The following is a 26,727-nucleotide window of genomic DNA, read 5'->3' on the forward strand; positions in this document are numbered from 1 at the left end:
ATCGCCTGGGAGAACGGCTGGATCACGACAGCCGAGCTGGAGGAGGCCGCGAAGGCCTACGGCAAGTCGGTCTACGGCCGGCACCTGAAGAAGGTCGCCGCCGGCGAGATCGTCAACAGCCCGCGCGAGTACTAATCCGATTCAATGGGAGATAGAAACATGTCTGAAGAGCTCTTCGAGCCCAAGAACATCATCGTCACGGGCGGCTGCGGCTTCATCGGCAGCAACTTCGTGCACTATGTGGTCGACAACCACCCGGGCGTCCACGTGACCGTCCTGGACAAGCTGACCTACGCCGGCAACCCCGAGAACATCTCCGGGCTGCCCTCCGACCGCGTGGAGCTCGTCGTCGGCGACATCTGCGACGCCGCGCTGCTGGACAGGATCGTCCCGGGCCACGACGCCATCGTCCACTACGCCGCCGAGAGCCACAACGACAACTCCATCGCCGACCCGGAGCCGTTCCTGCGCACCAACGTCGAGGGCACCTTCCGCCTGCTGGAGGCCGTCCGCAAGCACGGCATCCGCTACCACCACGTGTCCACCGACGAGGTATACGGCGACCTGGCGCTCGACGACCCCGCCAAGTTCACCGAGGAGACGCCCTACCGCCCGAGCTCGCCGTACAGCTCCACCAAGGCGTCCTCCGACATGCTCGTGCGCGCCTGGACGCGCACCTACGGCCTTCGCGCCACGATCTCCAACTGCTCCAACAACTACGGACCCTACCAGCACGTGGAGAAGTTCATCCCCAGGCAGATCACCAACATCATCGACGGGGTCAAGCCCAAGCTCTACGGCCGCGGCGAGAACGTCCGCGACTGGATCCACACCGAGGACCACTCCTCGGCCGTCTGGGACATCCTCACCAGGGGCCGCATGGGGGAGACCTACCTCATCGGCGCCGACGGCGAGAGGGACAACATCACCGTCCTGCGCATGATCCTCACGGCCATGGGCCGCGACCCCGAGGACTTCGACTGGGTCGCCGACCGCCCCGGCCACGACCGCCGCTACGCCATCGACTCGACCAAGCTGCAGCGCGAGCTCGGCTGGAGGCCGGCGCACACCGACTTCGCCGAGGGGCTCAAGCGGACCATCGACTGGTACGTCGCCAACGAGTCCTGGTGGCGCCCTGCCAAGGAGGCCACCGAGGCGCGCTACCGCGCACAGGGCCAGTAGGAGGGGAGAGAGACATGGCAGACATCGCATTCGAGAAGGACCTCTCCGTCGCCGAGACCGGCATCGGGGGCCTCAAGGTCGTCGACCTGGCCGTCCACGGCGACTCGCGCGGCTGGTTCAAGGAGAACTGGCAGCGCGCCAAGATGACCGCCCTGGGCATCCCGGACCTCAGGGTCGTCCAGAACAACATCTCCTACAACGACAGCCGCGGCGTCACCCGCGGCATCCACGCCGAGCCCTGGGACAAGTTCATCTCCGTGGCCCGCGGCAGCGTCTTCGGCGCCTGGGTGGACCTGCGCGAGGGCAGCGAGACCTTCGGCAAGGTGTTCACCTGCACGCTCGACCCGTCCAGGGCCATCTACGTCCCGCGCGGCGTGGGCAACTCCTTCCAGGCCCTGGAGGACGGCACCGCCTACACCTACCTGGTGGACGCCCACTGGTCGCTCGAGCTCAAGAGGACCTACACCTTCGTGAACCTCGCCGACCCCGAGCTCGCCATCGAGTGGCCGATCCCCCTCGACGAGGCCACCGTATCCGAGGCCGACCTCAACCACCCGTACCTCAAGGACGTCGTCCCCATGGCGCCGAAGCGCACCCTCGTCACCGGCTGCAACGGCCAGTTGGGCCATGCGGTCCGCGCGCTGGCGGAGGAACGCGGCGTCGCCAAGGACTTCGACTTCTGCGACATTGACACCTTCGACATGTCAGACCCGGACGCCTACGCGCAGTACGACTGGTCGCTCTACGGCACCGTGATCAACTGCGGCGCCTACACGGCCGTCGACAGGGCCGAGACCCCCGAGGGCCGCGTGGCCGCCTGGAAGGCCAACGCCACCGGCCCCGCCATGCTCGCCCGCACCTGCTCCGAGCACGGGATCACCCTGGTCCACGTGTCCAGCGACTACGTCTTCGACGGCACGGCCGAGGTCCACACAGAGGACGAGCCCCTCAGCCCGCTTTCCGTCTACGGCCAGACCAAGGCCGCCGGCGACATCGCCGTGGCCGGGTGCCCGCGCCACTACATCATGCGCAGCTCCTGGGTCATCGGCGAGGGGCACAACTTCGTCAAGACCATGAAGGGGCTGTCCGACCGCGTCGCCGACCCGGAGGATAAGCTCACGCAGGTCACGGTCGTTGACGACCAGCTGGGCCGCCTGACCTTCACGCGCGACATGGCCGAGGCCATCTTCCACGTGCTGGGGACGCACGCCCCCTACGGCACCTACGACTGCACCGGCTCCGGCACCGTCAAGTCCTGGGCCGATATCGCCCGCGCCGTCTTCGAGGCCGCCAACGGCAACGGCGAGAAGGTCTTGCCGGTTTCGACCGCCGACTACTACGCGAGCGCCGCGGGCCCCATCGCCCCGCGCCCGGTCCACTCCGCTCTCGACCTGTCCAGGCTCGAGTCGGTCGGCTTCCACATGCCCGACTGGGAGGAAGAGCTGGGGGAGTACCTCAAGACGCTCTAGTCGCTCTTAATAAATATGCGAGAATCAAAGCCGCCGTTCTTTAACGGCGGCTTTTCTTGTGCCTGGCGTATAGCTCTGTGCCGGTAAGTGCGGCGGTGGTCACCAAGTGAGAACAGCCTGTCGAGCTCATGCTAGGAGTTCGCGACGGGGCGGTTGACGGCGACCTGCCCGTCCCGGGTGAGCATTCGGGCCCAGTGGAAGGACTTCCCGACATCGAGCTAGAGGACGGCCCTCCTCGCGGGCGCTGCGTTGTTGGCCATGGTATCCTCCAATCGTCGGTCGATCGGAAGCCGTTTCCCGCGACACCCACATTACCTGGCCGTGGCCATCTTCCCTGAGGTCCGGCAGTTTCCTATCAGTTGTCTGAAACGGCGACGCCTGCGTCGGCAATACCCCCCGGGCCCTCTTCGGGGCAGGGAAAGACGGCCGTACGCGGGCGCCCGATCGGCGGCCCAGACGGGCTTGCTTGCATCGTATGCGACACCGGGAAATGCATCAACGGGGTATCGAATAGCTCGTTTCTGACTGTAATGGGGCTTCGTCGCCGGTCGAGCAAAGTAGCCGGACCTTATGCGCTCTGGAGCGTTATCCATCTCGTAACGTTTCCCCGCCATTCATGGGCGTCTGAGTTTCTGGCATCGCTGTGGGCACCGCATCAGCTCAGATGTACTATCTATTGGTCTATTATGGCGAGGCTGTGGACGAGTTCATCGACTCGAAGTCGGGGGCGAGGATAGACGCGAAGACAGGAGGGATTCTCTGATGGATAGCGTGTTCAATGACCATGTGTTCCCTAAATACAAGGATCAACAGGTCATGAAGCCTCAGATGCATGGCTTCAATGACCCCACTTTGAGGAATTTCATGCTGTTGGACTCGTCTGCCCTGGTGAAAGACGAGCTTAAAGCCGACAGGTTCGACGATGAGTTCATTAGATCCTTCCTCAATGCCGCCAAGGAGCTTGCGGCCGCCGGGAGGAGAGCGACCGACAGGCCGGGCATGTATGTGATGCCGGAACATTCCTACGCGATTCCGGTGATGTTCCTCACAAGGCACTGTATTGAGCTTTCAATCAAGAGGGCGATAAAAAGATGTGGGGCTGATCCTAAGAAGGACCACAACCTAACGAGCCTGTGGAACTCCTTACTCTCAAGGTTTCCGAGGCAAAAGTGCCGTGAAGACAATAGAACCATCAAGAACATGGGTGCTTTTGTAAATGCCATTGCCGACATCGATGACAACGGCATCAGTCTCCGCTATCCGCAGGACAAATCAGGCGGACTGACGCAGGACAGGCCGCTATTCGTGAACGACGAGGAAGTCGTCTCGTATTTGGAGAAGTTCGTAGAGCAGCTTCAACTGATTGACTTCGATTATCTTGTCGAGAATGGTAAATAAGTGGCTGGAGACCGCTCTTTATCGTTTGTAAAACCATTGGTTGGAATTATGGTTTCAGATCAAATCCTGCAAAAGCCCTGGTGAATCCAGACACGAGGTTTTATAAGGTCACGATAAGGCGGAATCTGTAGAGGAAGGAGACGGTGATATCGTGCGCTCCGACGATGATATGCCTGGAGAAGGGTTTTACGAGCTCTACCGCGTGCTCTTTTACCCCGGGCTTCACGAGAGGTCTGCGGACAGAATGCGGGATGTGCGGCGGGAGCAGCGAGCGTTCGCCAAGTGGGGCCCGTTGACCGGAAGCCTCTCCTTGAGGCGGCGGCGCTGGCGGATGGGTTGACCAAATGTTCCCAGATAGCGTTGTAATTAGTTTCAACGGTCAAATCGATTTCGGCACGGCTGTTGCTTTCCTCTCGTTGGCGCTCACTCTCCTCCAGTGGATTGTCACGCTGATACGGGGCCGCCGGGCGGCCGCGCGGAGCCAGGCCTCGACCATCTGTGCCCGTGTGGTCAGGATGCCCGAGGGGGAGACGGCCACGGTTGGCAGGTGCAGGGTTGATTTCGGGCCGCAGTTCGGACTAGAAGTGATGAACAATAGCAACGACGTCGTTTACCAAGTTATCCTCACTGCCGTGCTCGTCCAAGGTGCCGGGCCTCAAGACGGGAGGGACGTCGAGGGGTGTGACTGCAGAGTTCTACTCTCGTCTGTTGCTCCGGGCAAAACCGTGAGGCGCATCGGGTATCTCGATTGCTCGATGCATAAGACCTTCGGCTGCGAGGTGGCTTTCACCGATCGCTACGGACGCAGTTGGGTGCGGAAGAGTGACGGTCATTTGTGCAGGATTCGATTCAAAACGCCCGTCGATTATTACGGTCTGATGCTGCCTGTGGAGTGGATGGACTTCGATGAATGGTAATCGACACGCTCTGGTTTTGAACGAAGAGTCCCCGAGACGATCGATAACGATTCTTCTTTGATAATGCATGCGGCGCTACCATTAGCAGCGCCGCTTCTTTTATGTTCCGTACGCAGATAGGCCCCGTCATGTTGACCACCGAACGCATCTTGGCCGACGTGCTCGTGTCGGGCCGCTGTTCGTGATCGAGCCCGACCATGATAGCGAGGCCGTATACGATTTCACCAACCCGAGGTCGGGGGCGAGGATGGACGCGAAGACAGGAGAGATTCTCTGATGGATAGCATGTTCAATGACCATGTTTTCCCTAAATACAAGGATCAGCAGGTCATGAAGCCTCAGATGGATGGCCTTGATGACCCCACTTTAAGGTATTTCACGCTGTTGGACTCGTCTGCCCTAGTGAAAGACGAACTTAAAGCCGACAGGTTCGACGATGAATTCATTAAATCCTTCCTCAATGCCGCCAAGGAGCTTGCGGCCGCCGGGAGGAGAGCGACCGACAGGCCGGGCATGTATGTGTTCCTGGAGCATTCCTACGCGATTCCGGTGATGTTCCTCACAAGGCACTGTATTGAGCTTTCAATCAAGAGGGCGATAAAAAAATGTGGGGCTAAGCCTAAGAAAGACCACAGCCTTAGAAACCTGTGGAATTCCTTGCTCTCGAGGTTTCCGAAGCAAAAGTGCCGTGAAAACAATAGAACCATCAAGAACATGGGTGCTTTTGTAAATGCCATTGCCGACATCGATGACAACGGCATCAGTCTCCGCTATCCGCAGGACAAATCAGGCGGACTGACGCAGGACAGGCCGCTATTCGTGAACGACGAGGAAGTCGTCTCGTATTTGGAGAAGTTCGTAGAGCAGCTTCAACTGATTGACTTCGATTATCTTGTCGAGAATGGTAAATAAGTGGCTGGAGACCGCTCTTTATCGTTTGTAAAACCATTGGTTGGGATCGATTTGACCACCGGCCCCAACCAGAAATTTAACGTCCGATAGTTGTGAATCATAACCAGTAAATTAACGTAGCATCACAGCGGGATTGCTAAAGAAACTCGCCAGACTCAAGGTCGATAAAGTCGCCAAGTCTGATCTGCGCCTTGAAAGCGGCCTCATATTCTCTCGCTCGCGTCTGATCATCAAGCTTGAAGCCGATGTTGAACAGCTTTCCCGACTTCGTTCTCCGAATCAGGTCTTGTTCCAACATGAATGCGATCACGCGGCGATGCGCTTCGTCGTCGTCCATATTCAAATAGAAGCACGCGACACCGCGCCTGCCCTTCGCGAGGGTCTCGCAGGAGCTGTGCTTGCATTCAGCAACCACCTTACCGAGAGCCGCTTCACGGCAGACCTCCTCTACGAACTCAATATCATTGAAGAAGAACATCCATTTCCCGCACCTGTGCTTATCAAGCTCCGGGGCCAGCTTGGTATCGATGTAAAACGACCACCACGGGTTGTCCACCCTGATGATTCGGCCGTCTTCGCTCAACATCGACCTCACTTCCATCCATGCCTCCTATGCCAGGATCTCACCGATTACCAAATTGAACTTTATGCCCGAACGCGGTTCGTTGAACTCGTCGACCGCCTCGCCGTCATGGTCGGGCTTGGTCACGAACAGCGGCCCCGGTGCATCGATGCGAGGTCCGATCGTGAATTCACATCGCTGTAGGATTATAAATTGACTTTCGATATTGGCACTCTTTATAGCGTTGTAGCAAAGTGAGCCTGTTACCGGCTTGTTCCGGCAACGGGTTTTTTAATATCTACTTGGAGTCATGCAAATGGTCCAACATAGATCTGTAAGTAAGCGCTTCGAGGAAACGATGCCGATCTCGCATCAATTCATGGGTGCATCGGAAAAATAGGGCGGAGTCGCCCTCGCGATCCCGCCCCGTAGACCCGAGTGTTTCTGACTTTCCCGTTATCCGGAACGGCTGGAGAAGGTCGCGTCTCAGTTCGGAAAACCCAATGCTTGAAGCGACGATGCCAAGGGGCTACTCGGTCAGCTTTTCGCATCCGCGCCAGGGCAAGGGGAGGGACAGCCTGTAGAACGAGGCCGGCTCCATAGGAATCTCCTCGAGCCTTCCGTTGCCTCGCCGAACCCACGATGTTCCGTTTGCGTCGATGAAAGCCGTTTCGGGCGCCGTGCGTACTCCCATTCCGTGCCCTTCCGTCGGGAGCCATATGTACCATGCTCCAGGAGGAAGCGTGCCGACGCAGACGCGGTTGGGAAAAACGGGGCGGTTGTCCTCTCCTTTGAAAGAGGGGCCGGCTCCGCTAATCCCGACGCAGGTGACGATTGCGTCGTAGACGGGGGACTCGCTTTCGTTTCGAAGCACGACGAACTGCCAGACGAATCGATTGTCCTCGGGCTGACCGGTACGGTTTCGACCCCCTTCGTACCATGCCGATATGCGGGATGGCTGATACCGCTTGATGTCGTCCTCCCTGTTCCTTTTGCTCTGGCTGCCTTGCCAGAATGCGACAATCAAGGCCACCAAGGTAACGAGTCCGATGAATGCTTGGACAATCAGATTGGCGATGTCTATATCGATGCCAAAAATCATTGGATGGTCACCGGCTCAGCGTCGTGGGGCGATAATTCTAACTCCGAATAATACGGCTTGATCGATGGTCGACGTTACGTAAACGTCAAAATGGGTTTGTCTTAACAGCCTTATTTTCTTAAGACAAACTTGCCGCAACGCCAATTCAAAGAGTTTGCCGTGACGCAGACAGATGCAGTTGGTTGCTGAAAAGCGTGGTTATTTGGGCAGGATTCGCTTCAAAACGCCCGTCGATTATTACGATCTAATGCAGCCTGTAGGGTGGATGTACTTCGATAAGCAGTAGTCGACATGCTCTGGTTTTGAACGAAAAGTCCCAGAGACAATCGATAACGATTCTTCTTTGATGATGCGAGCGGCGCTACCATTAGCAGCGCCCCTTGTTTTCCGCTCGCAGATAGATCCCGCCATGTTGACCACCGAATGCATCTTGACCGACGCGCTCGTACTCCTATTCGGGCACAGAAATTGGAGGCGCTGCCCCCAGCGTCTACTCAGCGAAATTCGTTAAGAAAGCTGACATCGAACACTGTGAACTCCGTCATCGAATCGAATCTCATTGACTGGGATGCGTTCATTAATGATGACTTTGATGCCTATTTCAAAGCTCGCGTCATGGCTTTGCTGGACGCTATTGAGTTCGCACTGGGCAAGTCCATCTCCGATAGGGGCACCGAGGAAACAGTAAAGAGATTTGGCCGCTCATTGGAATAAGATGCTTCTTAGCTCCGTTATTGGTTATAGAAAGAAGGCTTAATGTCTGATTTTGAAATTTTGCAGCAGTTGTGCGAAACAGCAGACGAACTTTCAAAGAAATACATCAGCTCTAGTTCGCCTGACTTTAAAGCATGGAAGACAAGGGCGGACAGGCTTTTAATTAGGCGATTTGGAAAAGACAGCTACGAATTTAAAAGCTTTAACAAAATCAGCTACTCGTTGTCTTTCTTCACCTCCGGTACGCCCGACTCGGCTTTCGTTGAAGCCTGTGCGGACGGCCTGCGCAGTGCAAAAGCTGTGCTGGAGACATACCTTGATGAGTTTTCAGACGAAGGGGAAACCGGATCGACTGCAAATGTTGGAGATTATTCGAAGGTATTTATCGTTCATGGTCACAACGGAGAGCTTAGAGAAAGGGTCGCGAGAATCATCGAAAGGCAGGGCCTGACGGCGGTTGTCCTAAACGAGCAGTCAAATCAGGGCAAGACAATCATCGAAAAGCTGGAAATTGAAGGCGATGCAGCAGGAGCGGTATGCCTTTTTACGGCGGACGACGAAGGAAGAGCCCAGGCAGAACAGTCGGAAAAGCCCAGGGCTAGACAAAATGTTGTATTTGAAGCCGGATACTTTATTGGTCGGCTTGGCAGGGAAAACGTTGCAATTCTTGTTGACAAAGGTATCGAGATTCCCTCCGATCTACAGGGCGTCGTTTATACCGGAACAGACAGTTGGGAGTTCGGCCTCTTGAAAGAACTCAAGTCCATGGGATATTCCATCGACTTTAATAAGATGGATATCTAATCCGTTGATCCCTCCTTTCACCGACTGGCAAAACGATTTACACCTAATTGTGGACATTGCCCACACGATTTCTCTTTGCTCCCGCATTGATCTCGCTAAACTATTAATTGCTGCTACCAGGGCATTTTCTGGTGCACATTCTATTGGCTCCTGCGAAGATCGGAGCGGCTATGTTTGCCGCCGAGTCCCACACCGGCCGTCATCACATCGCGATCGCTGCCATGGCCTGCCTATGCGTTTTGCTGGGCGGGCCTTCTTGTGCCGCGGGCGCGGAGAGCCTGTTTATCGCGGGCGCGACGTACTGCGAGCCGGGCGTGTCGGGCCCCGGCTGGGTCTGGACCGATGCCGACCACCTGGAGCTTAATGGCTACGCGGGCGAGGCCATCGGCGCCGAGGGCGACCTGGTGCTGACGCTTGCCGGGCAGAACTCCGTGACGGAGTCGCATGCGCCCGATGCGGACATCACGCTGTGCGGCATGGAGGTGTGGGGCAACCTGACGCTTCGCGGCACCGGGACCCTGACGGCGACGGGCTCGCAGTGCGGGATCCACGTTTCGCAGGCGCTCGTGGTGGACGGATGCACCGTCGATGCCCGGGCGGACGGGGCCGATATTACTGACGAGACGGTCGCCGGCGTGATCGCAGGCGACATGGCCGTACGCGGCGGCGGACGCGTCGTTGCCGCGAGCACCGGGTCCGGAGCGGGCGTGCACGCCTACGGCGTGTATCTGCAGGACTTAGGTCTTGGTGATGGCGCGGCCGGCTGTCGGCTTTCCGTCGACGCCTCGTGGCTTGATGCGGCCGGTGCCGATGGCGGTGTTGCGTGCTTGGGCGGGTCGCTTGTTTCCGCGCGGTTTATGGCGCCTGCTGGTGGGGCATTTGGAGCTGGTGGCGTGGTGGATGCCACCGGTGCGGTGGCACCGCATGTGGTGGTTGAGCCCGAGGGCGCGACGGCGCCGGCGGGGGAGACCGACGGGCGCGAGGTGCCCGGTGGCGCGGGCGAGCCGGCTGGTGGCGCCGGTCCTGCCGGTGGGCAGCCCGGTGCCGGGTCCGCGACGGATCCCGCCCTGAAGCCCGCGACTGCGACGCCCAAGACGATCACGACAACCAAAACGACAGTAAACAGGACCACGGTGTCCACGCCATCCAAGGCCAAGGCTGCCGGCGCCGCCACCGCCACGCTCCCCAAGACCGCCGACAGCAACTGGATCGCCGCCTCATTAGCGCTATTCCTGCTAGGAGCAGCGCTTATAGCTGCCGCGCACCGCTGCTCGGTATCGCATGCATCGTCATGGCGGTTGTTCCCGCTTTGAGCTACGCAGGCAACCGATTAAAAGCGAGTTTTATGTTTCCCAAAGTAGGGGCGCACCGGCTAACGCCGGCGCGCCCCTACTACTGAACGGACAGTTTTAATTACTAAGGATACGGCAGCAATCCGTACATTCCGCAGTCGGGAACCATTCTATTCCGCCTCTACGATTTCGTCTGCATTGCCTTCGGTTTCGTTGTTCGGCTCATTTATCTCAGTGTTCTTGGCCACCGTCTCCGTGTCACCGTCTTCTGCAGGGAGGTAATACATTAAGCCAAATAGCTCATTTATCGCTCTGCGAGTATTTGCAGCTGAGACACCGATGCGCTTCAGCTGCATTGCATAGACAAGATAGCGTAGAAGCAGCAAATCAAGAATGGCAGCACCTTTGAAATCCTTGTCAATGTTTCCATGGGCAAAGTCATTTCTTTGCTCAGCCAGCCTGCTTCCAATGACTTCGTAGGAAAATTCCTCATCATTCCTTTTGTATAGACCTTCCCCAAATACCCCAATCATTTCATGAAAATCTCGACCAGCCTGTACTATCTTCGATTCCAGATTGCTAAAGCCGATGCTCTTCTTTGCATATTTCAATATCTTTTTAGCTTTTCCGGAGCTTTGGTTAATGCATTCATCCATCTGAGCTGATGCTCGTTGCTCAGCAGCCACTCGAGCTTCTGATTTGACAACTCCGCTTGGATACGCTTGGTCAAATTCCCATTCAAATGCTGCGGAAGTCAGCACGAAGTCCGATGCATCGAGCGTATGTCCCTTTTCGTATGTTTCAGGAATATGCCTTAGGTAGATTTCTCCGTCTGCAATCGCTCCAAACATTTTAATCTCATACGGGTCCAGCAAAGACAGCTGAATATATCGACCTTTTTCAAGAGGCTTGGTATCAAATGGCTCTGAGGATCTCGCTAGCTTGAATTCAGCTGTGCTGGGGTAATGCGAGTCGTCGTACATAGCCTGCAGGCTGCAATCCTCAATTAGTGTGTTTTTGCTGAATGTCAGATATTTGAGGAAGTCTTCTGCTGCATGCCACAGGCGATAGAAAAACCAGTAATCGTCCGTTTCATCAAACTCGAAAATCATGCTGGAATTAAGGGTGATGGGTGGAGTACTAATTTTCATACTGCATGTCCACCCAACTGAGAAATACGCCGCGATATCTCTGCCCTCAAAGCGAAATGCTCTCTTCACGGTCGAAGTTCTGTCGAATCCATTTGTCCTGATAGAGATGATTCCCTTTTCTGTAAGGTCGTCAGAATCAAATACCTGCGAGAATGCCCTATTAACCGGATGAATGTAATTCAAGGCCCTGCCGGATAGAGTCATCCTGCAAAAACCATTGGTATTCGGGCTACATTCCAGATACCCAGCAACGTTGATATACAGAGTCGAATTTCGACTTCCGACAGTCGATTCCTCCCTGGTCAAAAAGATCAATCGCTTGCTTGTCTCGTTGCAGAAGCCGTCAAGATAAGGCACATCAACAGTCAAAGGGTCGCCGGATGTATACACACCGGGGCAAATTTCTTTTTTTAGCCAACCCCACATAATGTCATTCTTGCGTTCTTTGGGCGGGATGAGAACAACCTCAGAGCCATCGAACACAAAGACAAAATCAACATCTTTGAATTTTAGAGTTCCCGAATACGTGTTGTCTGTCATCTTATTTACCCCTCATAATGACCTTTCCAGTCCTTGTTCGCAACCTTGTCGCCGATCCTCTCGAGATCGACGCAGGCGAAATGCCAGTCTCCTAACAGCTTGTCCAAGCTGGGCTTAACGGGTTCCACATCACCTGCGTGAACCCGAAGTCGGAGTGGGGGAAGCTGATAGTGAGGTACTTTCCCGAGCTCGCGCCGCTGCAGGCGATTCGGAACAACTATCCGAAGACCCCGCTCACGCTCGACCGCGTTGACGTGGGAGGTCGCGGCGGCATCAGGCAAGAGAACATCATCGACTGGATGCTGTCCGGGGCATGGCCAACAACGTCTCTTATGCCGAGTTCACAATTTAGACAGGAGAACCTGTACCCGCGAGATTAATTGCGTCTCATCCATTTCCTCGGGGGCAATCATCGAACTTAAGGTGGCGCATCGGAGCCATGGAATTAAAGAACTTATCACCGAAATAGTCGAGCAGAAACTCTGGAAAAGCCGATAGCACAAACACCGAACCGTCCTCGATCCGCATCCTTTTCTCCTCGCGGAAGATCGCATCGACCGTAACCAGCTCTCGATACGTCTCAAATGAAACCTCATCGAGACCGAGCAGGCACTTGCATCTCAATACGAAGGCAGCGATTGCATCTTTCCATTGGGGAAGCTCCATGTGCTTCCCCACGTTAACGTTTCCCTCTCCCGACTTATTTTTATATTGAGCGATTTCCGAGTTGTCAACAAAACAGCCTGAATGCGCCTGGCACTGCCCTGCGCGATAATCGTACAGTGCCTCGACCATCGGGTAGCTTATATAGAGCTTTCCGCTCTCGTGCTCGTTATCGAATGCGAGGAGCATCGCCTCCACAAGGGCATCGGACTCGCATCCAGGCGCATTGTTCTGATGAGAGTCGTAGTCAAAGAAGAGAAAGACCTCATCAACAGAATCCCTCTCCACGCCCTCTAGACATTTTGCAGCAGAAGGCACCGTTTCTCTCAGTACCTCCACAACATCCAGATCGAAGTCCTCCTCTGCAAGCCGCTCGTAAAGCATGTAGATGTTCTGCGCCGCTGGCAGACAGATCACCCTCAGGTCATCTCTCCCTTTCAGAAAAAGATCCTTCATCTTCTCCGCAAAGCGCAGGTCACGCGACTCTCCTTCAACGATGAAGAGCGTGACCGGGCTAGCCATCGAAAGCACCGGCCTTAAACATCTTCTGGAGGTTATGCGCCAATCTGAGCTCCTTGGGTGTTAGCTTTTCCAGCGAGCGAATCTCCCCCTCCTTGAGAATGAAATAGACATCGGGACGCATGAGGTCGTTCGTCAAAAGGTCCGTGTTGTGCGTCGTAATGAAAACCTGGACACCCTCAAGGTCCCGTAGCATCTCCACGATCGACCGGGACAATTCAAAGTGATAAAAGGCATCGAATTCATCGATAAAGACCAAGGAAGCCTTGCTCATCTTGATATACCAGTAGTAGTACAGAGCAAGTGACATGGTGCCTGTCGAGGCGACCGACGCAAACGGAACGGTACCGCCCTCGAACCTGCAATAAAGCTCGGGAACTCCATTCACGTCCACGGATACGAGGTTCAGGGAGATTCCCTGCTGGCGCAAGAATTCTTGGAAGTCCTCCATCTTTCCTTCGCGAATAATGCCCTGGGTAAAGATATCCGAGCCAACCGAAAGCCCCTGATATCCACGCTCATCGAGCGAGTAGAACATGAGCATGTTGTCGACAAAGGAGGTGAAGGCTCTAAACGCCCTGGCAGACGGCTCATCTCGCAGTATTGCATTGCTCTTGACATATTTGACACGCGACAGCCTGTCGGACTCAGTGGGGAGATCGGTAGAAAGCGAGAGGGACTCGGCGCCCGGCAGGTCAACATGGCCCGTTTGAGCGTCGAACCTGTAGCTCAAGACCTCCACGCCAGCAATGTACAGACTCTCGTATACAAGCGTCTGTGGGTCGGTTTTCCCGTAGCGGTATACGACCTCGATATTGTCGAAGACAAAATCGTATTGAAACTCTGTAATTGAACTCTTTGAATTAAGGCACCGGTATGGCGAGTATTTTTTGAGCAGCTTTTCCTTGTCGGTCAGATGCAGAACAATGTCGAATATCGCGAGGGCGAAATTGGACTTTCCACTGCCATTCGCACCATATATGATGCCCTTTGCCTTAATGCCATCCTGAATTACCTGTTGATTGAATGAATAGTTGGCGGGATCGGATAGATCAAATGTAATTCGCTTATTGAAGCACTTGAAATTTGAAACCGAAAACTTCTTGAGCATGGCACGGCTCCTCTGCTTTCTGAGTCTATTTGAAACACAGGATAAAGTAGCTTAGCAAATTGGTCAATTTGCCCGTATTTTTAATACGGATATTCCGAAGAAAAACTACGGAAGTACGCGATATACGCCGGGCCTGTCCAACCGATCATAGTCTTCGCAGGGCAAGACTTCTTCGCGCGCGAGGGAGAATGTGATCTCGATCGTTAGGCGCACGCTGATAAAACTAGGCGGTACCGTCTCAGCGACCCCGCCTTACAAATCCGAAGGTTTTTCATCTAAATCTATTATGAACCATCTTTTATGGACTATCGGAACCATTTATCAAACAACATCATCAGAAACGTGAAGGGCGAATTCGGAAGCTGATTCTCCCTTTCACCGGCTGGCAAAACGATTTACACCTAATTGTGGACATTGCCCACGCGATTTCTCTTTGCTCCCGCATCGATCTCGCTAAACTAATAGGTGCTGCTACCAGGGCATTTTTCTGGTGCATATTCTATTGGCTCCTGCGAAGATCGGAGCGGCTATGTTTGCCGCCGAGTCCCACACCGGCCGTCATCACATCGCGATCGCTGCCATGGCCTGCCTATGCGTTTTGCTGGGCGGGCCTTCTTGTGCCGCGGGCGCGGAGAGCCTGTTTATCGCGGGCGCGACGTACTGCGAGCCGGGCGTGTCGGGCCCCGGCTGGGCCTGGACCGATGCCGGCCATCTGGAGCTTGACGGCTACGCGGGCGACGCCACCGCCGCCGACGGCGACCTGGTCGTGACGCTCGCCGGGCAAAACTCGGTGACGGAGTCGAATGCGCCCGATGCGGACATCACGCAGTGCGGCATGGAGGTGTGGGGCAGCCTGACGCTTCGCGGCACCGGGTCCCTGGCGGCATCGGGCTCGCAGTGCGCGATCCACGTCTCGCGGGCGCTCGTGGTGGACGGCTGCGCCGTCGATGCCCGGGCGGACGGGGCCGACGTCACGGACGAGGCCGTGGCCGGCGTGATCGCCGGCGACATGGCCGTGCGCGGCCGCGGGCGCGTCGTCGCCGCGGGAGCCGGGTCCGGAGCGGGCGTGCGCGCCTACGGCGTGTATCTGCAGGATCTGGGCATTGGTGCTGGCGCGGCTGGCTGCCGGCTTTCCGTCGCTGCCTCGTGGCTCGATGCGGCCGGTGCCGACGGCGGCGTTGCGTGCACGGGCGGGTCGCTTGTTTCCGCGCGGTTTATGGCGCCTGCTGGTGGGGCATTTGGAGCTGGTGGCGTGGTGGATGCCACCGGTGCGGTGGCACCGCATGTGGTGATTGAGCCCGATGTAGCCACGTCTCCGGCGGGGGAGACGGACAGGGGCGAGGTACCGGGCGGTGGGGCGGAAAAGTCTCCCGCCGATGCTAACCCCGCTGCCGGAGAGCCCACCACAGGAACCACGGCAAATCCCACGCTGAAACCCGCGGCCGCGACAACCAAGACAACTACGACAGTAACCAAGACCACAGTGTCCACGCCGTCCAAGTCCAAGTCCGCCACCGCGACCACAGTGGTACTCCCCAAGACCGGCAACAGCAACTGGATCGCCGCTTCCGTGGCGCTTTTCCTGCTGGGGACAGCGCTTTTAGGTGCCGCACGCCGCTGCTGAGGCACCCGTTTGGGCTGGAAGAGGGGAGAGGCAACCGACAAAAAGCGAGTTTTACGTTTCCCAAAGTAGGGGCACACCGGCTGACGCCGGCGCACCCCTACTGTTGAACGGACAGTTTTAATTGCTCAAGATATGGCAGCCATAGCGTGCCCCAGCTCGTTCGTAGCCTTTACTCGACGGTGCAGAAGCGCGTGCACGAAATCCTGGCATAACGCGCGAGCAGCCGCAACAAGCGCTGCCATTGGGCATGACCACGCTGCTGGCCGCGCCCCTTTGTCTAGTCCTGCTGCCCTTCGTTCTGCTGGATCTCTTCGTTGAAGCATTCATCGGCCTTTTCGTTGATTAGCCACTTTAACCAGACAGGGCACTTCTCCCAACTGTCTCCGAAGCCCATTGAATATCAACTTCATCCGAACACCTCCCACATTCATCTGTGAGTGTACCGATGAATGTGGGAATCCGATGCCCTGAGGGCCGGATCAGCCGGCCCCGGGAGATTGGAGGACTCCACGTCTGAACCTCCCGCATCCCGTGCGGGCAAGATAAATGCCCGCAACGATTGCCGCTGCGAGCATTCTCCAGGCCGGTCACAAACCGGCAGGCTCCGACTATTTGACGTCACCGTGTAAGTGTAATACAATAATACATGACAGTAGGACACCATTAAGGAGGTAGACAATGGCAACCATCTCTATCCGAGTCAGTGATGACCTCAAGGCCAAACTCGAGGGATTGGCCCACGAATCGGGTGGCACCATCTCAGGAGTGGTCACCGAAGCCCTCGGATCAATGGTGGGTAGCCCCCGCACTGATTACCCCGAGGAGATGGCCCCGCTGACCATAGCGCCGGTCAACCGCCTCATCCTCCGCGACCAGGAGCTCATCCTTGCCGCCCTCTCGGAGGACGAGGAGGATGCCGCTTACCACAAGCGCAATGCACAGATATTCGAGAAGGGCTACGTGCGCGAGTACCCGGAGGCATTCGCCGTGCTTCGACCGGAGATTCCCAACTCACGCTGCGAGGAGCTGTACGACATCCTCGACATGTTCCGCGTCCTCAGGGCCTCATACGAGGACCTGCCTGAAGATGAGAAGGCCGAGGTGGACGAGCGCGACATCTCGCCTCAAGGCTTCGACTACAACGACATGGAGGAGGGGCGTCTCGCCGGCTACGTGAAGCACCTCTTTGCGGACAAGCGCTATGAGGAGCTCGCGGAGCCTCTGAGGAAGTACTCGGATGGCGGGAACTCGCATGGTCCCCGCCTCGAGATGTACCGCCGCATGCTTCACTGCTTCAAGCCCCTCTGGCGCAAGCATATGCTCGGCGACCGCTTCCTCGGCCTCGCCGAGATCGAGAAGGTCATCGCTGCGCAGCGCTACGACTCTGGCTACTAGGAGGGAGCAGCCGATGTCTGAAGACATCGGACGAATTCTGTAGTACATCAACGAATACATCAAGGGCTGGAGTGTCCACGGGACGGCCGGGAGCTGCCGGGGGGCCTACGGCGTGGAGGACGTGCCGCTCAGCGAGCTCGACCTGACGCCGGGGCTGATAGGGCGGGCGCACGCATAGAGGGGCGATGCCCCGCTGTCCTGGCCTGAAGGGGAAAATGTAATAGGCGGGCCGACCGTCCGGCTGAGTCTGGGAAGAGGTGCCGGGCGGAGGGCGGGGCATGGCCACCGGACCCATCGAAAAACATCTCCACCGTTCCTTCAACTGGGAAAATGCCGCCCCCGAGTCCCGGGAGGGGACTCGGGGGCGTTCGGCTGGCTGCGGAAACGGCCTATCCGATCAATGTGTTCGGCTGAGATCGGAAATCAACCCCTCTCCGAAGCCCACGGCTCGCCATTCCTCGTGGGGCTCGTGCCAGGCGGTGTCATCCCTTGGGATCATGGGTTTGGTGCCAAGCGTCTTGTTCCAGAGGCGGCCATGGTGGGCGCAGCAGTAGTTCCTCACGGTGTTGAGCGCCACGAGGCAGAACTCGGCCACCTTGGCGCTGACTCCGAGCGTGCCCGCTATTATCCCACGTGCTCGAGTTTGCCGACGGGTTCTTCTCGGTCTGCCATGAGGCCGCGCGAGATCAGCAGGTCCGCCTGTTCGTCGTAGGTGAGGAATGGCTTCTCGTACTTCGTCTCGGCTCCAAGGACTTAAAAAAGACCCGCCAGTGTGCATGCTAAGCAGAGGCCAGGCGGGTTTACTGACAACATCTTAACGTGTCCCCTCGGCATTGGCTATTGAAATACTAGAACGCGTGCCCCAGCTTGTCCGTTAACCAATTGCTCTTGGCTCGGCGACATCAGCATGGCGCTCAAAGGCACCTCAGATCGCTGCCAAAATGCCTATATTTCGGAAGCGCGAGGAAAAATAAGCAATCCCTGAGCACAACCCGATTTTTGTCAATAAAACCGCGGTTAGAGACTTTGCCAATCTCCCTTACGTATGGCATCTTCAGATTTTGCCGCATGCTGCCGGATACAGCCCCTCTCTAATCACCGGCCTGCGGAACGGGCGGATGGCGATTGCCTTCCATTCAATCGGTAAGTAAAATTAAGACTTGATTACTCTTGTCGACATATCCGCTGCTGTTTCTCGTGCGCTGTCTCGTTACGACGTCCGCGAGGCATACCTATCTGGCTCCTTCGCCCGTGGCGAGCAAACGCCAGATAGCGATATTGATTTGCGTCTAGTCTGCGGTGAAACAATGACGTTCGGCACGCTATTCGAACTCTCCCTTGAGCTCGAAGAAGAGCTTGTGCGAGATGTTGAGATTGTCACCAACCCTCCCGAGCATATGCGTCCTGCATTCCGCAAGAGCATTGAAAAGGATGAGGTGCGTCTCTATGAAGCGGCGTAAATGGGATGAGGAACTCATCGAGGTCATTCTTTTTGATTGCGAAGCTCGCATATTTTGATCTCGCTACACCAATAACTACTGCTGCCAGGCAATTTATTGGCGCAGTTTCCATTGGCTCTTGCGAAGGTCGGAGCGGTCATGCTTGCTGCCGCGTTCCACACCAGCCGACACTACATCCTGTTTACTGCTTTGGTCTGCCTATGCGTTTTGCTGGGCGGGTGCTTTGCCGGCGCGGCCGGCCTCATCGCGCCGGCGATGGCCTGACTCGCCAAAAAACCTCGATGCAATCGCGTTGCGCGTATCGGCGACGTGTCATACGTATAGAATCAAAGCATCCGCACGAAGGTTATCAATTGGATTGGACACCACATGGAGATCCCCAGCACCCTGTGCAGTAATATCTACGACTTTGCGTTTTGCCCCGAGCCCTGTTACGACCGCCTGGTAGACCTCGCCGATCCCTAGGACTGGGGTCCCAACAACCGTATCCTCAAAAACTACCTGTCGTTCTCGTTTAGCCGCGCGGTGTTTCTGACCGAGCGCGACGTAGACCAGACCGCGCCGTCCAACCTGCCGCTGGTGTTCGACGACGACCGTTGCCTGTTCAACACCGGCCTGTACACGCGCCGCTACGAGACCATCTACGGCTTGTTTGAGCCCAATTCCAAGCCCGACGCGCGCCAGCATTGGTTTTTGAAGGGCTTCTTTAAGGAGAGCGACCCCATGCTGGTCTCGTTTGAGTACCTGCCGTGCCGCGTGCGCTTTGCCGAGGACCCCTCCGAGCTGGTCTTTGACTACCGCTTGCCGATCCGCTCCAACATCGACCACATTCTGGGCGACGAGGAAAACCTCACGCGCATCCCCGCCAGCCTGATGGGGGAGGGCAACTCGCTGCTGCTGCGCCGTGCCTTTGAGGGCGCCGTCGTCGAGGCCGCCCGTCGCGCCGCCGCCAACTACACGCTCGCCGTGCCGCAGTTCTATGGAGGCCGAATCCAGCTGCTGCTGCCGCTGTGCCTGACCGGCGACAAGCCCGAGCTGGCGCTGACCATCCAGCGCGAGGACGGCTTCTACGCTGCGCGCACCTGTCTCACGCTCGATATGGCCTACAACAACGCACGACTCATCTGCCGCCCCGAGACCTCGTGGATCAAGCGGTAAAGGCTCGTTGAGCTGCGGGTTTGCTGTTTATTTGGACTGCGCCAGAGCAGCCAAAGCCCACGAATTTAAAATCGAGGGCAAAAAGTTCTTGGTAAACCACGCGCGGCTATGATAGTATCTCTTTTGCCAAAAGGCGACGGGCGATTGGCTCAGGGGTAGAGCATATCCTTCACACGGATGGGGTCACAAGTTCGAATCTTGTATCGCCCACCATCAAAAGCAAAGGTCAGAGGTATTAAGCCTCTGGCCTTTTTCTTTTTGACACCAAGTGTGACACTAAAAACCGACACCATGATCGAATCCATGTTGTCCGAGACGCCGTTGGACGGGGGCCGGGCGGCGCCGCGGAAAGTTTTCCAAAATTGTCCTTGCATCGCCGCCGGTGTTCCCGTATAGTACTTCTTCGCACGGGGGCGTAGCTCAGCTGGGAGAGCGCTTGACTGGCAGTCAAGAGGTCAGGGGTTCGATCCCCCTCGTCTCCACCCGAGTATTGAATGAGGCTCCAACGCTAGTTGGGGCCTTTTTTCATATTGGAACACAAGGTCTCCTATCGACCGATATTTAAGCTATATAAAAAGAAGAAGGCCAGACTTAGTGTCTGGCCTTCTGTAAATTCTGGTGGGCCCTCCGGGATTCGAACCCAGAACCCAGGGATTATGAGTCCCCTGCGCTAACCGTTGCGCCAAGAGCCCTTGAAGTTAGTGGCAACGATAGTAATGGTGGCTATCCATTTGAATTAGTTTCGCACCACGATGAAAGATACTACCATGCGCGCGTTGGTCGTTCAACGCACGATCTTGTCCGCCAGGAGGATCATGGTGCCGCCTTTGGCCCTCTTGCCTGCTTCCAGCGCCCCGGGCCGGCCGCCGGGCGCAGCCGCGGAAAGTTTTTCCAAAATTGTCCTTGCATCGCCGCCGGTGTTCCCGTATAGTACTTGTTCGCACGGGGGCGTAGCTCAGCTGGGAGAGCGCTTGACTGGCAGTCAAGAGGTCAGGGGTTCGATCCCCCTCGTCTCCACCCGAGCATTGAATGAGGCTCCAACGCAAGTTGGGGCCTTTTTTCATATAGGCACACAAGGTCAAAGGCGGCACCATGATCCTCCTGGTCGACAAGATCGAAAAAAGCTTCGGCGCGCGCGTCCTCTTTAGCGGCGCGTCATTCCAGATCAACCCCGGCGAGCGTTTTGCGCTCGTGGGCCCCAACGGCGCCGGCAAAACCACCATGCTCAAGATCATCATGGGCATCGACAGCCCAGACGCTGGCCAGGTCCAGTACGCCAAGGACTGCCAGGTAGGCTATCTAGAGCAGGAAACTAACCTGGAGCAAAAGGACACCACCATCCTTGCCGAGGTCATGGCCGCCGCCAAGGAAATCCGCCGCATGGGCGTGCGCGCTAACGAGCTGCAGGCCCAGATCACCGAGCTCTCCGAGCAGGGCAAAGACGTCGACGCCCTCCTCAACGAGTATGGCCAGGTCCAGGACCGCTTTGAGCATCTGGGCGGCTACGAACTCGAGAGCAACGCCCGCAAGATCTTGTCCGGCCTGGGTTTTAAGGTCACCGACTTTGAGCACCTGTGCTCCGAGTTCTCCGGCGGCTGGCAGATGCGCATCGCGCTGGCAAAGCTCTTCCTGCGCCACCCCGACCTGCTGCTGCTGGACGAGCCCACCAACCACCTGGACCTCGAGAGTGTCCAATGGCTGCGCGGCTTTATCGCCAACTACGATGGCGCCGTCCTCATCGTCAGCCATGACCGCGCCTTCATGGACGCCTGCGTCGACCACGTGGCCGCCCTCGAGAACCGCCGCGTGACCACCTACACCGGCAACTACAGCAGCTACCTTAAGCAGCGCGAGGACAACCTGGAGCAGATGCGCGCCAAGCGCGCTGCCCAGGAGCGCGACATCGCCCACATGCAGGTCTTCGTCGACAAGTTCCGCTACAAGCCCACCAAGGCAGCCCAGGCGCAGGAGCGCATCCGCAAGATCGAGCAGATTAAAAAGGAGCTCGTCATCCTGCCCGAGGGCCACAAGCACATCGACTTTAAGTTCCCCGATCCGCCACGCTCCGGCGACATGGTCGTGGGCCTAGAGGGCGTCTCCAAGTCCTACGGCGATAAGCACATCTACAGCGACATCGACCTTAAGCTCTACCGCGGTGAGCACGTGGCACTCGTCGGCCCCAACGGCGCTGGCAAGTCCACCCTCATGAAGATCCTCGCCGGTCTGGAGCCGCCCACCACCGGCACCCGCGACCTGGGAACCAACGTCGGCGTCGCCTACTATGCCCAGCATGCGCTCGAGGGCATGACCGAGTCCAACACCGTCCTGCAAGAGATCGACACCGTCACGCCCAAGTGGACCGTGCCGCAGCAGCGCAGCCTGCTGGGCGCCTTCCTGTTTAGCGACAACGATGCAATCGAAAAACAGGTCCGCGTCCTCTCCGGTGGCGAAAAGGCGCGTCTGGCCCTGGCAAAGATGCTCGTGGCCCCCGAGGCGCTCCTGTGCCTGGACGAGCCCACCAACCACCTGGACATCGACTCGGTGGACATGCTCGAGAATGCCCTGCAAAACTTCCCTGGTACCATCGTGCTGATCAGCCACGACGAGCACCTGGTACGCGCCGTTGCCAACCGCGTGATCGACATACGCGATGGCAAGGTCACGGTCTACGACGGCGACTACGACTACTACCTCTACAAGCGCGAGGATCTCGCAGCCCGCGCCGCCGCCGAGGCCGCAGGGGAGAGCGCGCCTGCCGCGGCCAAGTCCACCAAAGCCAGCGCCGCCCAGGCCGACACCCCCGCCGCGGCGCCTAAACCTGCCGAGGGCAAAAAGACCAAGGAGCAAAAGCGCGCCGAGGCCCAGGCCCGCGCTGCGCTCAACAAAAAGCTCAAGGGCGTGCGCAACCAGCTTAAGAAGATCGAGGCGGAGCTCGACAAAAAGCGCGCCCGCTATGACGAGCTTATGGAATTGATGGCAAGTGAAGAGCTTTATGCCGATCAGGATAAGTTCAACGCCGCGCTGGGGGAATATAACGGCCTTAAGCAAGAGCTGCCCAAGCTCGAGGACGAATGGCTCGAGCTTTCCACACAGATTGAAGAGGAGACCGCGCGTGAACTCTCGTAAGGCCACCGCCGTGGCGATGAGCATCATCGCCATCGCCTGTCGTATCTGCGGCATCTTTATGAGCGCGATGACCGTGCTGCTGTGCTTTAGCGGCCTGACCGCCAAGCTGCAGATCGTGGGCTTTGTCGTTGAGCTTTCGCGCGCGCTGCCGAGCGCCATCGCCGGCTACGGCGTCATCACCTCTCCCTTTGGCGGCGTCTTCCGCCTGGATTACGCTATCGTCGCCGTCATCCTGTTTGTAATTGACTACCTGCTCACGCGCGCCTCGCGCCGCGTCCGCTAGGAGAGCGCCATGTCCAGCAGCTACATCATGAACCTGCTCGCCAGTGCCGTCGCCGTCATCGTTGGCATCGTCATTCACGAGAGCGCGCACGCCGCCGCGGCCTGGGCTCTCGGCGACAAAACGGCGCGCTCGCGCGGACGCGTATCGCTCAACCCGCTCAACCATATCGACCCGTTCGGCACCATCATCCTGCCACTGCTCATGCTCGCAGCCGGTGGCCCGGTGTTCGCCTTTGCCAAGCCCGTGCCCGTCTACCTCAACAACCTCAAGCACCCCAAGCGCGACGAGGTCCTGGTGAGCGTGGCCGGCCCCGCGTCGAACATCGCACTCGCATGCCTCGCGGGCGCCCTCATGCACGCAACGTACGGCAATCTCTACGCCAGCATGTCCTTTGCCGTGGCGTCGCAGATCATGAACTTCGGCGCCACGTTTATCGTGGTCAACCTGTCGCTCGCGTTCTTTAACCTCATTCCGATTCCGCCGCTTGATGGCTCGTCGATCATCGTGCCCTTCCTCAAGGGCACGGCGCTCAACAACTATTACCGTCTGCAGCAATACGCTATGCCCATACTCATCCTGGTTCTATACCTGCTGCCTATGTGGACCGGCATCGATGTAATCGGCCGCTATTTCGACGTTACCGTGTATCCGCTTGCTGAGCAGCTGCTCAACTTCGCAATCGCCGGCATCTAAGGTAAACTTACAGGTCGTCCGTGTAAAACGGTCGCAGCATGCACCCAAACCGCGCCGCGAAGGCGCCGTCAAAGGAGGTCGAAGATGTCGTATCGCGTGTCGACGCAGGTCTACAGCGGACCGTTCGACCTGCTGCTGCAGCTGGTAACCCGCCAAAAAGTAGATATCGGCGCCATCTCCATCAGCGAGGTGGCCGAGCAGTACCTTGCCGAGGCCGAGCGCATCGAGGCGCTGGACCTGGACGTGGCGAGCGACTTTTTGCTGGTCGCGGCAACCCTTTTGGACATCAAGGCCGCCTCACTGGTGCCGCAGGAGGCCCCGCGCAAAGCCGATGACGACGATGACGAGTTCGACGAAGACCTTGAGGAGCTCAGCACGCTTGACGGCGACGCGCTGCGTGAGGTCCTGATCCAGCGCCTGATTGCCTACAAGCAGTTTAAAGGCGCGGCTGCGGCCCTCGGTGCGCGCATGCAGGCCGAAAGCCGCATGCATCCGCGCGTGGCCGGCCCCGACCCCGAGTTCCTAGGCCTTATGCCCGACTACCTTGCCGGCATCACGCTGCGCGGTCTCGCCGTCATCTGTGCCGACCTGGACGGCAAGCGCCAGACCTTCCTGCTGGAGGCCGAGCATGTGGCGCCGCATCGCGTGCCGCTCGACCTGACCGTGGCCTCAGTCGACCGCTTTACCATGGCGCACCAAACCTGCACCTTTCGCGAGCTACTGGACGGCGATGCCACTACCGAGCAGCTCGTCGTCACCTTCCTGGCCATGCTGGAGCTCGCCAAGCGCGGCTCGCTCACGCTGAGCCAGTACGAGATCTTTGGAACCATCTGCATCAACCGAGTCGAGGGCGCCGAGGCATACGTGCCCGGCGAGGGCCCCGAGCTCACCGAATAGGAGCCGCAACCATGTCAACCCTTTCCACGCTGGAGGCAAACAGCCTCAAAGGTGCCCTCGAGGCGCTGCTGCTGGTGTCGAGCGACCCGGTGAGTGCGCCCGCGCTGGCCGGCGCACTGGATATCGCCCCCGGCGAATGCGCATCGCTGCTCGCCGAGCTCAAGGTTGAGTACGAGGAGGCCAACCGCGGCTTTCAGCTGCGCGAGGTCGCCGGCGGCTGGCGCCTGTTTACGCACCCCGCCTACCACGACGTGGTCGAGGCCTATGTGTTGAGCTGGGACACGCAAAAGCTGTCGCAGGCGGCGCTCGAAACCCTGGCCGTCATCGCATACCACCAGCCCGTGACTCGCGAGGTGGTCAAGGGCATCCGCGGCGTCAATTCTGACGGCGTCATCGCGTCGCTCGTGGACAAGGGCCTGGTGCGCGAGCTCGGCCGCGACCCCCAGCGCGGTCAGGCCATCATTTACGGCACGACCAACGCCTTCTTGGAAAAGTTCGGCCTGCGCTCCACCCGCGACCTGCCCGATCTGGAGCAGTTTGCCCCCGACGAGCAGTCGCGCCAGTTTATCCGCGAGCGTCTGAGCGGCCGCAGTATTCAGTCCACGCTCGAGGAGCAGGCCGAGGACCTGGACGAAAAGCGCGATCTGCTCGATACCGATGTTGAAGATGTTGAGGCAGTCGCGGACCTGGATACCCTGGTCGTCGACGAGACCTCGGAGGATTTGCATGACGAGGAATAGCGAAACAGGGGAGACGCGCGCCACAAGCGCCATGGGCGCCACAACGCCCGCAACCGACGCCCAGCCCGTCTATCCGCACACCATGCGCCTGCAGCGCTTTTTGGCGCGTGCGGGCGTGGCGAGCCGCCGCGGCTCGGAGGACCTGATGACCGCCGGCCGCGTGACCGTCAACGGCCTGGTCGCGACCGAGCTGGGCACCAAGGTCGACGTCGACCACGATCACATCGAGGTCGACGGCATGCCCGTCAAGCTCAACCAGGGCGCCGTGTACTTGATGCTCTACAAGCCGACCGGCTACCTCACCACCATGAGCGATCCGCAGGAGCGCCCCTGCGTGGCCGACCTGGTCCCCCGCGACCGCTTTCCGGGGCTCTTCCCGGTGGGCCGCCTGGACCGCGACACCACGGGCCTTTTGCTCTTTACCACCGACGGCGACCTGTCGCAGGATCTGCTGCACCCCAGCAAGCATGTCTACAAGACCTACCAGGCACTCGTGGACGGGCAACTAACCGATCGCGATCTTGAGCCGCTGCGTCGCGGCATCGAGCTCGACGACGGCCTATGCCAGCCGGCGATCTGCCGCGTCATTAACGCGCGCGAGGCAGAGGCTGTGGCTCCGCAAGGCGTTAAGCCCGGCACCACGGCCGTGGAGGTCATCATCCGCGAGGGTCGTAAAAACCAGGTCAAGCGCATGCTGAGCAAGATTCACCATCCCGTGATCCGCCTGCACCGCTGCAACTTTGCCGGCCTGGAGCTCAAGGACGTGGCCAAAGGCTCGTGGCGCGAACTCTCCGACCGCGAGGTGCAGATCCTCAAAAGCGGTGGCATCCCTCCCAAGCAGGCCAGCGCCATACGCGGCGGCAAGCCCCAAGACACGCCCGCCAGCCGCACGCGTCACCACGGCAGCCACGGCTCCGCACCCAAGCGCAACACCTACCGCGAGCGCTACACCGGCTAGGCAACCCGCCGCGCCCCAACGCCCGCGAACCATACCAGCACGCCAACCATCGAAAGG

24 protein-coding genes and 4 tRNA genes are annotated in these 26,727 nt (G+C 58.2%); 22 read left to right on the forward strand and 6 right to left on the reverse strand.

The window, feature by feature from the left end:
- The first annotated feature begins 159 nt into the window (after positions 1-159).
- The 5 genes from rfbB (at position 160) to ACESWY_RS08640 (ending at position 5,878) form a co-directional block, all read left to right on the forward strand.
- Positions 160-1,182: a dTDP-glucose 4,6-dehydratase gene (rfbB, locus tag ACESWY_RS08620; protein ID WP_373094103.1), complete on the forward strand. Its 1,023-nt coding sequence runs from the start codon at positions 160-162 to the stop codon at positions 1,180-1,182.
- Positions 1,183-1,196: 14 nt separating this feature from the next.
- Positions 1,197-2,651, forward strand: a complete 1,455-nt coding sequence (locus ACESWY_RS08625; RefSeq protein ID WP_373094101.1) for a sugar nucleotide-binding protein — start codon at positions 1,197-1,199, stop codon at positions 2,649-2,651.
- 762 nt (positions 2,652-3,413) lie between these two features.
- Positions 3,414-4,049, forward strand: a complete 636-nt coding sequence (locus tag ACESWY_RS08630; RefSeq protein ID WP_373202300.1) for a HEPN domain-containing protein — start codon at positions 3,414-3,416, stop codon at positions 4,047-4,049.
- 344 nt (positions 4,050-4,393) lie between these two features.
- On the forward strand, positions 4,394-4,966 hold the full coding sequence (locus ACESWY_RS08635; protein WP_373094097.1) for a hypothetical protein: 573 nt from the start codon (positions 4,394-4,396) through the stop codon (positions 4,964-4,966).
- A 276-nt stretch (positions 4,967-5,242) separates the two neighbouring features.
- A complete protein-coding gene (locus ACESWY_RS08640) occupies positions 5,243-5,878 on the forward strand; it encodes a HEPN domain-containing protein (protein WP_373094095.1) in 636 nt (211 codons plus the stop codon).
- A 136-nt stretch (positions 5,879-6,014) separates the two neighbouring features.
- On the opposite strand, the gene ACESWY_RS08645 is transcribed toward ACESWY_RS08640, so the two are convergent.
- Both ACESWY_RS08645 and ACESWY_RS08650 read right to left on the reverse strand, forming a co-directional pair.
- Positions 6,015-6,464 (reverse strand): hypothetical protein, encoded by a 450-nt coding sequence (locus ACESWY_RS08645; protein ID WP_316367210.1) that lies wholly within the window; start codon positions 6,462-6,464, stop codon positions 6,015-6,017.
- 505 nt (positions 6,465-6,969) lie between these two features.
- Entirely contained in the window at positions 6,970-7,542 is a 573-nt protein-coding gene (locus tag ACESWY_RS08650) for a hypothetical protein (protein ID WP_373094093.1), read from the reverse strand.
- Between the two features lie 531 nt (positions 7,543-8,073).
- Between ACESWY_RS08650 and ACESWY_RS08655 the strand changes: the two genes are divergently transcribed.
- The 3 genes from ACESWY_RS08655 (at position 8,074) to ACESWY_RS08665 (ending at position 10,373) form a co-directional block, all read left to right on the forward strand.
- Positions 8,074-8,256, forward strand: a complete 183-nt coding sequence (locus ACESWY_RS08655; protein WP_117636983.1) for a hypothetical protein — start codon at positions 8,074-8,076, stop codon at positions 8,254-8,256.
- A gap of 42 nt (positions 8,257-8,298) precedes the next feature.
- Positions 8,299-9,060: a TIR domain-containing protein gene (locus ACESWY_RS08660; protein WP_117636984.1), complete on the forward strand. Its 762-nt coding sequence runs from the start codon at positions 8,299-8,301 to the stop codon at positions 9,058-9,060.
- 170 nt (positions 9,061-9,230) lie between these two features.
- Positions 9,231-10,373 (forward strand): hypothetical protein, encoded by a 1,143-nt coding sequence (locus ACESWY_RS08665; RefSeq protein WP_373094091.1) that lies wholly within the window; start codon positions 9,231-9,233, stop codon positions 10,371-10,373.
- Between the two features lie 149 nt (positions 10,374-10,522).
- Here the strand turns inward: ACESWY_RS08665 and ACESWY_RS08670 are convergent, their stop codons facing one another.
- Positions 10,523-12,043 carry a hypothetical protein gene (locus ACESWY_RS08670; protein ID WP_373094089.1) on the reverse strand — a complete coding sequence of 507 codons (1,521 nt, stop codon included), beginning with the start codon at positions 12,041-12,043 and terminating at the stop codon, positions 10,523-10,525.
- Between the two features lie 170 nt (positions 12,044-12,213).
- Between ACESWY_RS08670 and ACESWY_RS08675 the strand changes: the two genes are divergently transcribed.
- Positions 12,214-12,423, forward strand: a complete 210-nt coding sequence (locus ACESWY_RS08675; RefSeq protein ID WP_147357156.1) for a hypothetical protein — start codon at positions 12,214-12,216, stop codon at positions 12,421-12,423.
- Positions 12,424-12,430: 7 nt separating this feature from the next.
- On the opposite strand, the gene ACESWY_RS08680 is transcribed toward ACESWY_RS08675, so the two are convergent.
- Together ACESWY_RS08680 and ACESWY_RS08685 are read right to left on the reverse strand one after the other, a co-directional pair.
- A complete protein-coding gene (locus ACESWY_RS08680; RefSeq protein ID WP_117743949.1) occupies positions 12,431-13,228 on the reverse strand; it encodes a hypothetical protein in 798 nt (265 codons plus the stop codon).
- Positions 13,221-14,336, reverse strand: a complete 1,116-nt coding sequence (locus ACESWY_RS08685; protein ID WP_118267980.1) for an AAA family ATPase — start codon at positions 14,334-14,336, stop codon at positions 13,221-13,223. Before ACESWY_RS08685 ends, ACESWY_RS08680 begins: the two co-directional genes overlap by 8 nt.
- Before the next feature lie 529 nt (positions 14,337-14,865).
- Between ACESWY_RS08685 and ACESWY_RS08690 the strand changes: the two genes are divergently transcribed.
- From ACESWY_RS08690 to ACESWY_RS08715, 6 genes are all read left to right on the forward strand, one after another.
- Entirely contained in the window at positions 14,866-15,960 is a 1,095-nt protein-coding gene (locus ACESWY_RS08690) for an LPXTG cell wall anchor domain-containing protein (RefSeq protein ID WP_373094087.1), read from the forward strand.
- 678 nt (positions 15,961-16,638) lie between these two features.
- The gene (locus ACESWY_RS08695) at positions 16,639-17,355 is read left to right on the forward strand and encodes a YfbU family protein (protein ID WP_227790875.1); all 717 of its coding nucleotides are present in this window, start codon (positions 16,639-16,641) and stop codon (positions 17,353-17,355) included.
- Positions 17,356-18,515: 1,160 nt separating this feature from the next.
- Positions 18,516-18,815, forward strand: coding sequence for a nucleotidyltransferase family protein (locus ACESWY_RS08700; protein WP_227790876.1), 300 nt, complete (start codon positions 18,516-18,518; stop codon positions 18,813-18,815).
- A 486-nt stretch (positions 18,816-19,301) separates the two neighbouring features.
- Positions 19,302-19,973: a DUF3825 domain-containing protein gene (locus tag ACESWY_RS08705; protein WP_350446093.1), complete on the forward strand. Its 672-nt coding sequence runs from the start codon at positions 19,302-19,304 to the stop codon at positions 19,971-19,973.
- Positions 19,974-20,111: 138 nt separating this feature from the next.
- Positions 20,112-20,186, forward strand: a tRNA-Val gene (locus ACESWY_RS08710).
- Between the two features lie 196 nt (positions 20,187-20,382).
- Positions 20,383-20,455, forward strand: a tRNA-Ala gene (locus ACESWY_RS08715).
- Between the two features lie 134 nt (positions 20,456-20,589).
- On the opposite strand, the gene ACESWY_RS08720 is transcribed toward ACESWY_RS08715, so the two are convergent.
- Positions 20,590-20,665 (reverse strand) — tRNA-Ile (locus ACESWY_RS08720).
- 252 nt (positions 20,666-20,917) lie between these two features.
- Between ACESWY_RS08720 and ACESWY_RS08725 the strand changes: the two genes are divergently transcribed.
- The 7 genes from ACESWY_RS08725 to ACESWY_RS08755 all read left to right on the forward strand — a co-directional run bounded on the left by ACESWY_RS08725 (position 20,918) and on the right by ACESWY_RS08755 (position 26,670).
- Positions 20,918-20,990: transfer RNA gene (locus ACESWY_RS08725), tRNA-Ala, on the forward strand.
- Between the two features lie 75 nt (positions 20,991-21,065).
- The gene (locus ACESWY_RS08730; protein ID WP_250787757.1) at positions 21,066-23,099 is read left to right on the forward strand and encodes an ABC-F family ATP-binding cassette domain-containing protein; all 2,034 of its coding nucleotides are present in this window, start codon (positions 21,066-21,068) and stop codon (positions 23,097-23,099) included.
- On the forward strand, positions 23,086-23,382 hold the full coding sequence (locus tag ACESWY_RS08735; protein WP_022095101.1) for a hypothetical protein: 297 nt from the start codon (positions 23,086-23,088) through the stop codon (positions 23,380-23,382). The genes ACESWY_RS08730 and ACESWY_RS08735 overlap by 14 nt, the downstream gene beginning before the upstream one ends.
- A 9-nt stretch (positions 23,383-23,391) precedes the next feature.
- Complete coding sequence (locus ACESWY_RS08740; RefSeq protein WP_373094084.1) at positions 23,392-24,075, forward strand: site-2 protease family protein; 684 nt, start codon at positions 23,392-23,394, stop codon at positions 24,073-24,075.
- A gap of 84 nt (positions 24,076-24,159) precedes the next feature.
- Complete coding sequence (locus ACESWY_RS08745; protein ID WP_373094082.1) at positions 24,160-24,972, forward strand: segregation and condensation protein A; 813 nt, start codon at positions 24,160-24,162, stop codon at positions 24,970-24,972.
- Between the two features lie 11 nt (positions 24,973-24,983).
- Positions 24,984-25,712 (forward strand): SMC-Scp complex subunit ScpB, encoded by a 729-nt coding sequence (gene scpB, locus ACESWY_RS08750; RefSeq protein WP_373094081.1) that lies wholly within the window; start codon positions 24,984-24,986, stop codon positions 25,710-25,712.
- Positions 25,699-26,670, forward strand: coding sequence for a pseudouridine synthase (locus tag ACESWY_RS08755; protein WP_443984555.1), 972 nt, complete (start codon positions 25,699-25,701; stop codon positions 26,668-26,670). The genes scpB and ACESWY_RS08755 overlap by 14 nt, the downstream gene beginning before the upstream one ends.
- The last annotated feature ends 57 nt before the right edge of the window (positions 26,671-26,727 follow it).

The sequence above is a fragment of the Collinsella aerofaciens ATCC 25986 genome, assembly GCF_964237925.1.
Lineage (GTDB): Bacteria > Actinomycetota > Coriobacteriia > Coriobacteriales > Coriobacteriaceae > Collinsella > Collinsella aerofaciens_BJ.

Bases quoted from the DNA above. Each gene is read 5' to 3' on its own strand.
- rfbB (WP_373094103.1), top strand. From the start codon at position 160: ATGTCTGAAGAGCTCTTCGAGCCCAAGAACATCATCGTCACGGGCGGC.
- ACESWY_RS08625 (WP_373094101.1), top strand. From the start codon at position 1,197: ATGGCAGACATCGCATTCGAGAAGGACCTCTCCGTCGCCGAGACCGGC.
- ACESWY_RS08630 (WP_373202300.1), top strand. From the start codon at position 3,414: ATGGATAGCGTGTTCAATGACCATGTGTTCCCTAAATACAAGGATCAA.
- ACESWY_RS08635 (WP_373094097.1), top strand. From the start codon at position 4,394: ATGTTCCCAGATAGCGTTGTAATTAGTTTCAACGGTCAAATCGATTTC.
- ACESWY_RS08640 (WP_373094095.1), top strand. From the start codon at position 5,243: ATGGATAGCATGTTCAATGACCATGTTTTCCCTAAATACAAGGATCAG.
- ACESWY_RS08645 (WP_316367210.1), bottom strand. From the start codon at position 6,464: ATGTTGAGCGAAGACGGCCGAATCATCAGGGTGGACAACCCGTGGTGG.
- ACESWY_RS08650 (WP_373094093.1), bottom strand. From the start codon at position 7,542: ATGATTTTTGGCATCGATATAGACATCGCCAATCTGATTGTCCAAGCA.
- ACESWY_RS08660 (WP_117636984.1), top strand. From the start codon at position 8,299: ATGTCTGATTTTGAAATTTTGCAGCAGTTGTGCGAAACAGCAGACGAA.
- ACESWY_RS08665 (WP_373094091.1), top strand. From the start codon at position 9,231: ATGTTTGCCGCCGAGTCCCACACCGGCCGTCATCACATCGCGATCGCT.
- ACESWY_RS08670 (WP_373094089.1), bottom strand. From the start codon at position 12,043: ATGACAGACAACACGTATTCGGGAACTCTAAAATTCAAAGATGTTGAT.
- ACESWY_RS08680 (WP_117743949.1), bottom strand. From the start codon at position 13,228: ATGGCTAGCCCGGTCACGCTCTTCATCGTTGAAGGAGAGTCGCGTGAC.
- ACESWY_RS08685 (WP_118267980.1), bottom strand. From the start codon at position 14,336: ATGCTCAAGAAGTTTTCGGTTTCAAATTTCAAGTGCTTCAATAAGCGA.
- ACESWY_RS08690 (WP_373094087.1), top strand. From the start codon at position 14,866: ATGTTTGCCGCCGAGTCCCACACCGGCCGTCATCACATCGCGATCGCT.
- ACESWY_RS08695 (WP_227790875.1), top strand. From the start codon at position 16,639: ATGGCAACCATCTCTATCCGAGTCAGTGATGACCTCAAGGCCAAACTC.
- ACESWY_RS08730 (WP_250787757.1), top strand. From the start codon at position 21,066: ATGATCCTCCTGGTCGACAAGATCGAAAAAAGCTTCGGCGCGCGCGTC.
- ACESWY_RS08740 (WP_373094084.1), top strand. From the start codon at position 23,392: ATGTCCAGCAGCTACATCATGAACCTGCTCGCCAGTGCCGTCGCCGTC.
- ACESWY_RS08745 (WP_373094082.1), top strand. From the start codon at position 24,160: ATGTCGTATCGCGTGTCGACGCAGGTCTACAGCGGACCGTTCGACCTG.
- scpB (WP_373094081.1), top strand. From the start codon at position 24,984: ATGTCAACCCTTTCCACGCTGGAGGCAAACAGCCTCAAAGGTGCCCTC.
- ACESWY_RS08755 (WP_443984555.1), top strand. From the start codon at position 25,699: ATGACGAGGAATAGCGAAACAGGGGAGACGCGCGCCACAAGCGCCATG.